Raw genomic sequence first — 5,897 nt, 5'->3', positions numbered from 1 at the left:
ACCAGTTCGGCAGGCTGGCCGATCTTTCGGGCGATTCTCTCGATATCCCGCTGGTGATCGACGGTAAACACCGTCCGGGTATCGGGGAGCGCCGCGAGATCGTCGCACCGCATCGGCACCGGCAGGTGCTCGGGACCTACACCAACACCACTCATACCGAGGCCTCCGCGGCGATCGAGGCCGCGACGGCGGCCGCGCCGGGGTGGCGGGCGCTGCCGTTCGACGAACGCGCGGCGGTGCTGTTACGGGCCGCGGATCTGCTGGCGGGGCCGTGGCGGGAGACGGTGGCCGCGGCGACCATGCTGGGCCAGTCGAAATCGGTGGCGCAGGCGGAGATCGATGCGCCGTGCGAGCTGGTGGATTTCTGGCGGTTCAATGTGTCGTTCGCGCGTGGCATCCTCGCGCAGCAGCCGGAATCGGGGCCGGGGGTGTGGAACCGGCTCGATCACCGTCCGCTGGAGGGGTTCGTCTACGCGATCACGCCGTTCAACTTCACCGCGATCGCGGGTAATCTGCCGACGGCGCCGGCGCTGATGGGCAATACGGTGGTCTGGAAGCCGTCACCCACCCAGACCTTGGCCGCCTATTACACGATGCGTCTGCTGGAGGCCGCGGGGTTGCCGCCGGGCGTGATCAATATGGTCACCGGGGACGGGCAGGAATTATCGGAGGTCGCGCTCGCCGACCCACGGCTCGCGGGAATCCATTTCACCGGTTCCACCGCCACCTTCCAATACCTGTGGGGGCAGGTGGGGGCCAATATCGACCGGTATCGCGGGTATCCCCGGCTGGTCGGTGAGACCGGCGGTAAGGATTTCATCGTCGCGCACCCGTCGGCCGACCCGGCGGCCCTGCGGACGGCGCTGATCCGCGGTGCCTTCGAATATCAGGGGCAGAAGTGCTCGGCGGCGTCGCGCGCCTATGTTCCGCGTTCGGTGTGGCGGGAGATGGGCGACGATTTCCTCGGGATCACCGAGGAGCTCAGCTACGGCGATATTTCGGATCTGTCGAATTTCGGGGGCGCGGTGATCGATCGCCGGGCCTACGACAAGAGCGTCCGGGCCATCGAGCGGGCGCGGTCGGCCGGTGTCACGGTGCCGGTGGGCGGTACCTACGACGACAGCGAGGGCTGGTTCGTCCGGCCGACGGTCCTGCTGGCCGAGGATCCGGGTGACGAATCGTTCGCGACCGAGTATTTCGGGCCGATCCTGTCGGTGTATGTGTACGACGATGCCGAACCGGGGGCCTTCCGCACGATCCTTGCGGAGGTGGAATCGGCCGCGCCCTACGCGCTGACCGGCGCGGTGTTCGCCCAGGACCGGCACGCCGTGGAAGAGGCGTCGGCGCGGTTGCGGTTCGCGGCCGGCAATTTCTATGTCAACGACAAACCGACCGGTGCGGTGGTGGGCCAGCAGCCGTTCGGCGGCGCCCGGGCCTCGGGGACCGACGACAAGGCCGGATCGCCGCTGAACCTGCTGCGCTGGGTGGCCCCCCGGGCACTGAAGGAGACCTTCGTCCCGCACACCGACCACCGCTATCCCCATATGGAGCGGGAATGAGTCGCGCGGGCGGGCCGGCGGCCCCGGCGGCGGCTGCCGGTGGGGGTGCGCGGTGAACCCGCTGCGTCCCGCGATCCTCGCGGCGGCGGGATCGGAGCGGGTGAAACGGATACTCACCACGAGCCCGGCCGCGGCCGCGCTGGTGCGCCGTTTCGTTCCGGGGGAGACGCGGGCGGAACTGGTCGCCGCGGCCCGGGAGCTCTTGTCGAGTGGGCGGGCGGTGAGCGTGGACTTCCTGGGCGAGAACACCACCGACCGGTCGCAGGCCGATATCGCCGTCGCGGAGTATCTGGCCCTGATCAACGAACTGGCCGCGCTGGACACCTCGGCGGTCCCGCGCGGCGCGGCGCCGATCGAGGTGTCGGTGAAGCTGTCGGCACTGGGCCAGGCGCTGGGATCCGGCGGCCCCGAGATCGCGACCGAGAACCTGCGGGTGCTGTGCACCAAGGCCGCTGAAGCCGGGGTATGGGTCACGGTGGACGCGGAGGATCACACCACCACGGCGTGGACACTGGCCGCGATCCGCGAGGTGCGGCCCGATTTTCCGTGGCTGGGCACGGTTGTCCAGGCCTACCTGTATCGCAGCGAGGAGGACTGCCGCGATCTGGCCGCGGCGGGCGCGCGGGTGCGGTTGTGCAAGGGTGCCTACCGGGAGCCGGAGACGGTCGCCTATCAGCGCCGCGACGAGGTCGACGCCGCGTATCTGCGTTGCCTGCGGTCGCTGATGCGAGACGGTGCCCGGCCGCTGGTCGCCTCCCACGATCCCGCCCTGATCGCCGCCGCGGCCGATATGGTCACGCGCAACGACCGCCGCCGCGGCGAAGTGGAGTACCAGATGCTCTACGGCATCCGCGCCGACGAACAGCTCCGGCTGGCCGGCCGCGGTGATTTCGTCCGGGTCTATGTGCCCTACGGCGGGCAGTGGTACGGCTATCTCATGCGGCGGCTGGCCGAGCGTCCCGCGAACCTGAGATTCTTCCTGCGCGCGGTGGCAGGCCGCTGACCGGCGTCAGACCAGCGGTTTGCCGTTGCGCATCCGGCGGCGCATATCCCACAGGTAGTAGTTCATCGGGAACTGGCGCAGCGCCCGCGGCTGCAGTTTCAGCAGCAGTCCGACGAATTTCATGGTGCGGTCGAACCAGCGCTGGTTGCCCTCGGTCCAATTCATCCGCATCGCCTCGCGGATCTGCGGGGGTAGGCAGCCGGAGACGACGAAGCGGTGGAATTTCGCCGAGAGCAGCCGCACCGGGAGCGGCAGCATCTTCAGATCGATGAGGTCGTCGAAGTAGGCGCGGGTGGTCTCGTCGATGTCCAGGTTGTTCAGGTTGTCTTCCCAGAACTGCCAGAACGCGGCCCGGTTCGGGGGCCACATCTCCGGGCGCACCTGCAGGGTGGTGCCGAGCCGGATGCTGTGCGCGTAGAAGGTATCGGCCGTGGCCTCGTCCATCGGGCCCTGCACCTTCTCGAGCAGGTCGACGAACCCGAAGTAGAGGCAGGCCGCGACCCACAGCTGTAATTTCGGGTCGAAGGCGTTGTATTTGACCGGGCTGGTGGGTTTGGTGCGGATATGGCGATGGGAGGTGTTGACCGCGAGCCGGTAGGCGTTGCGTTCCTCGTCGCTGCCGAGCATTGCCACGGACAGGTAGGTGAGCGTGGTGCGCAGCCGTTTGAACGGATGCTCCATCACGTTGCCGGTCTTGACGTCGCTCTCCATGACGCCGTAGGCGACCGGCCGCAAACCCAGCTGCATGATCACGTTGGCCGTGCCGCCGAGGAAGGCGGTGATGCCGACGATGTGGTCCTCGATATCGAAATCGGGAGCGTACAGGGGCTGGGGTTCGGGTTCGCTCTGAGACGCGGGCCAGGGAGCGGTCATCGGTGACCTCTTTCCTTTGAGAAGGTTATATGATAACCATCTCATTCTCTCTAAGTCGCGTCAACCGGTGTGGCTGTTGTGCGATGCTTACGGGGTCGTTGATCGTTACGTCGCCACATCGGCGAGCACGGGAAGGTGCCGGGATGGGTGCGCTGGCTCAGTTGTTGCCGCTGGTTCGATCGCCCAGACGCGATCAGGACCAATCGGTCCTCGCCGCGGCATTGCAGGCGTTTCTCGACTTCGGGATCAAACGCACCAGCATGGTGGAGGTCGCCCGGCGCGGCGGACTCTCCCTTGCCACACTGTACCGGCGGTTTTCCAGTAAGTCCGATCTGATCCAGGCCGTCGGTCTGCTGCAGACCCGCGAGTTCATCGAGAGCGTCGACGCGGCCGTCGGCCGGCAGATCGAACGCGATGCCGGTGCCGAGGACCAGATCGTCGAATTGTTCGTCGCGTTCCTGGACGGTTTGCGCGGCAACGAACTGCTGGACCGGTTGCTGAATACCGAGCCCGAGATCGTGCTTCCCTATCTGACGACCCAGGGCGCCCCGGTGATCGAGCTGGGCCGCGACTATCTCGCCGAATTCATCACCCGGTTGCAGGACGAGGGCAAACTGCCCGCCTACGATCCGCTGCCGGTGGCCGAGATGATCGCGCGGACCGCGCTCTCGCTGGCCCTCACCCCGCAGACGGTCATTCCGCTCGGCGACGACGAGGCGCTGCGCCGTTATGCCCGCGATCATGTCGTGGTCTCGTTCCGGGTGCCGGGTACGGTCACCGAATCCTGAATTCCGAATCGAACTGTTTTCATATTTCGCATGGCGCCGTTACACGAGTTTCATGCCGAACCTGCGGCGTACGCGGAAATCGAACAGATACGCGTTGATCGGGAAATTGCGGACCGGCACCGGCAGTGCCGCCGAAGCGCGCCCGAGTGTGCGCAACATCCGGCCGAATCGCCGGTCGTCGCGGGCCGACCAGCGCATGCCCATTTCGGCGCGCAGATGCGGCGGTAACAGCCCGGCCGTGACCCAGCGATTGAAACGCCCGCCGAACCATTGCACCGGCCGGGGGAACATTCGCAGGTCGACGATCTCGTCCAGCATCTCGCGAACCGGTGGATCGATACGGGTCCGGGCGAGGTTGTCGGCCCAGTAGCGGTCGAACGCGGCCAGATCCGGTGGCCACGACTCCGGCGGGACCTGCAGGGTGGTGCCCAGGCGGGCCGAATGCCGGTAGATGATCTCCTCCAGTTCGGGCTCCGGCCGGCCGCGCATACGATCCCGCAGGTCACGGGCGCCCCAGTACAGGCAGGCGGCGACCCAGAGCTGTAGGTTCCGGTCGAAGGCGTTGTATTTCACCGGACTCTCGGCGGTGGACCGCACCTGGCGGTGGGAGGTATCCACCGCTTTCCGGTAGGCCGTGCGCTCCTGCGGGCTGCCCAGTAGCGCGACCGCCAGATAAGTGAGTGTGGTCCGCGTGCGTTTCACCGGGTGCACGGTGAGTTTCCCGCTGTCCACCGGGCTTTCCAGTACTCCGTAGCCGACTCCGGGCACCGCGAGTTGCATGATCACATTGGCCGCGGCGCCGAGTATCGCCGCACCGTCGATATACGGACGAAAATCGAAATCGTCGTCCTCCCGCCGACCGGCGGAAAAGGGAAGATGGCCGGTGGGATCGCGAGATATCGGCTCTTCGCGGGGAGAGCTGCTCATGCCGGTGCCGTTTCGAGGGTGTGAGAAATCTTTCGGTTCACCTTCTCGCCGCGGCGCAAATGTGTCAAGTCTCATCGGAGAAATCCCCTTTCACGAATTCCGCCGAAAAGTGGTGCGAATATGTTTCGCATTTCCGGTGGGTTCCGCAATCGCGTACCGTCTCCCGACCGCGAATCCGCCGGTGCGGGTGCCTGCCGCGATCCGCGGCCCGCCCAGTACTTTGGGCCCATGTCCTTCGGCCCGCGCCTGCTCAGTTCCCTGGACCCCCTCGCCGTCGCCGCGGGAGCCGATATCCCCGACGCCGTGACCGTCGACGGAGTGACGCTGTCGCGCAGCGATCTACTCGGCGCGGCCACCTCGGTGGCCGAACGGGTCGCGCGCGCGGAACGGGTCGCGGTGCTGGCCCGGCCCACGGTGCCCACGGTGCTGGCCGTGGTCGGATGTCTGATCGCCGGGGTGACCGTGGTCCCCGTACCACCGGACTCCGGCGCCGCGGAGCTCGACCATATGCTCACCGACTCCGGCGCCCAAGCCTGGCTGGGTGAGGCGCCGGACGGCACCGGCCTGCCCGTGGTGCCGGTCCGGCAGCACGCCCGGTCCTGGCACACCTACCCCGAACCCGACCCCGCGGCCCCGGCCTTCGTGCTCTACACCTCGGGCACCACCGGCCCGCCCAAGGGCGTGGTGCTCGACCGCGGCGCCATCGCCGCCGGCCTCGACGCGCTCGCTGAGGCGTGGGCCTGGACC

General features: G+C 67.5%; 6 protein-coding genes. 4 read left to right on the top strand and 2 right to left on the bottom strand.

Features of this window, described 5'->3' with window-relative positions:
- Both pruA and ACWDU1_RS28300 read left to right on the top strand, forming a co-directional pair.
- Positions 1 to 1,559: L-glutamate gamma-semialdehyde dehydrogenase (pruA, locus tag ACWDU1_RS28305; RefSeq protein ID WP_450003092.1), on the top strand; the 1,559-nt coding region annotated here is incomplete at its 5' end.
- Positions 1,560 to 1,611: 52 nt separating this feature from the next.
- Positions 1,612 to 2,562: a proline dehydrogenase family protein gene (locus tag ACWDU1_RS28300; protein ID WP_450003090.1), complete on the top strand. Its 951-nt coding sequence runs from the start codon at positions 1,612 to 1,614 to the stop codon at positions 2,560 to 2,562.
- Between the two features lie 6 nt (positions 2,563 to 2,568).
- Here ACWDU1_RS28300 and ACWDU1_RS28295 read toward each other — a convergent pair whose 3' ends face one another.
- On the bottom strand, positions 2,569 to 3,435 hold the full coding sequence (locus tag ACWDU1_RS28295; RefSeq protein ID WP_450003088.1) for an oxygenase MpaB family protein: 867 nt from the start codon (positions 3,433 to 3,435) through the stop codon (positions 2,569 to 2,571).
- 143 nt (positions 3,436 to 3,578) lie between these two features.
- Here ACWDU1_RS28295 and ACWDU1_RS28290 point away from each other — a divergent pair, with 143 nt between their 5' ends.
- Positions 3,579 to 4,223, top strand: coding sequence for a TetR/AcrR family transcriptional regulator (locus ACWDU1_RS28290; protein ID WP_450003087.1), 645 nt, complete (start codon positions 3,579 to 3,581; stop codon positions 4,221 to 4,223).
- A 39-nt stretch (positions 4,224 to 4,262) separates the two neighbouring features.
- Here ACWDU1_RS28290 and ACWDU1_RS28285 read toward each other — a convergent pair whose 3' ends face one another.
- Positions 4,263 to 5,150, bottom strand: coding sequence for an oxygenase MpaB family protein (locus ACWDU1_RS28285; RefSeq protein WP_450003086.1), 888 nt, complete (start codon positions 5,148 to 5,150; stop codon positions 4,263 to 4,265).
- A gap of 228 nt (positions 5,151 to 5,378) precedes the next feature.
- Between ACWDU1_RS28285 and ACWDU1_RS28280 the strand changes: the two genes are divergently transcribed.
- The coding region (locus ACWDU1_RS28280) for an AMP-binding protein (protein WP_450003085.1) at positions 5,379 to 5,897 on the top strand (519 nt) is incomplete at its 3' end.

It is taken from the genome of Nocardia sp. NPDC003345, assembly GCF_053589395.1.
This window is presented reverse-complemented; position numbering and strand designations above follow the sequence as displayed.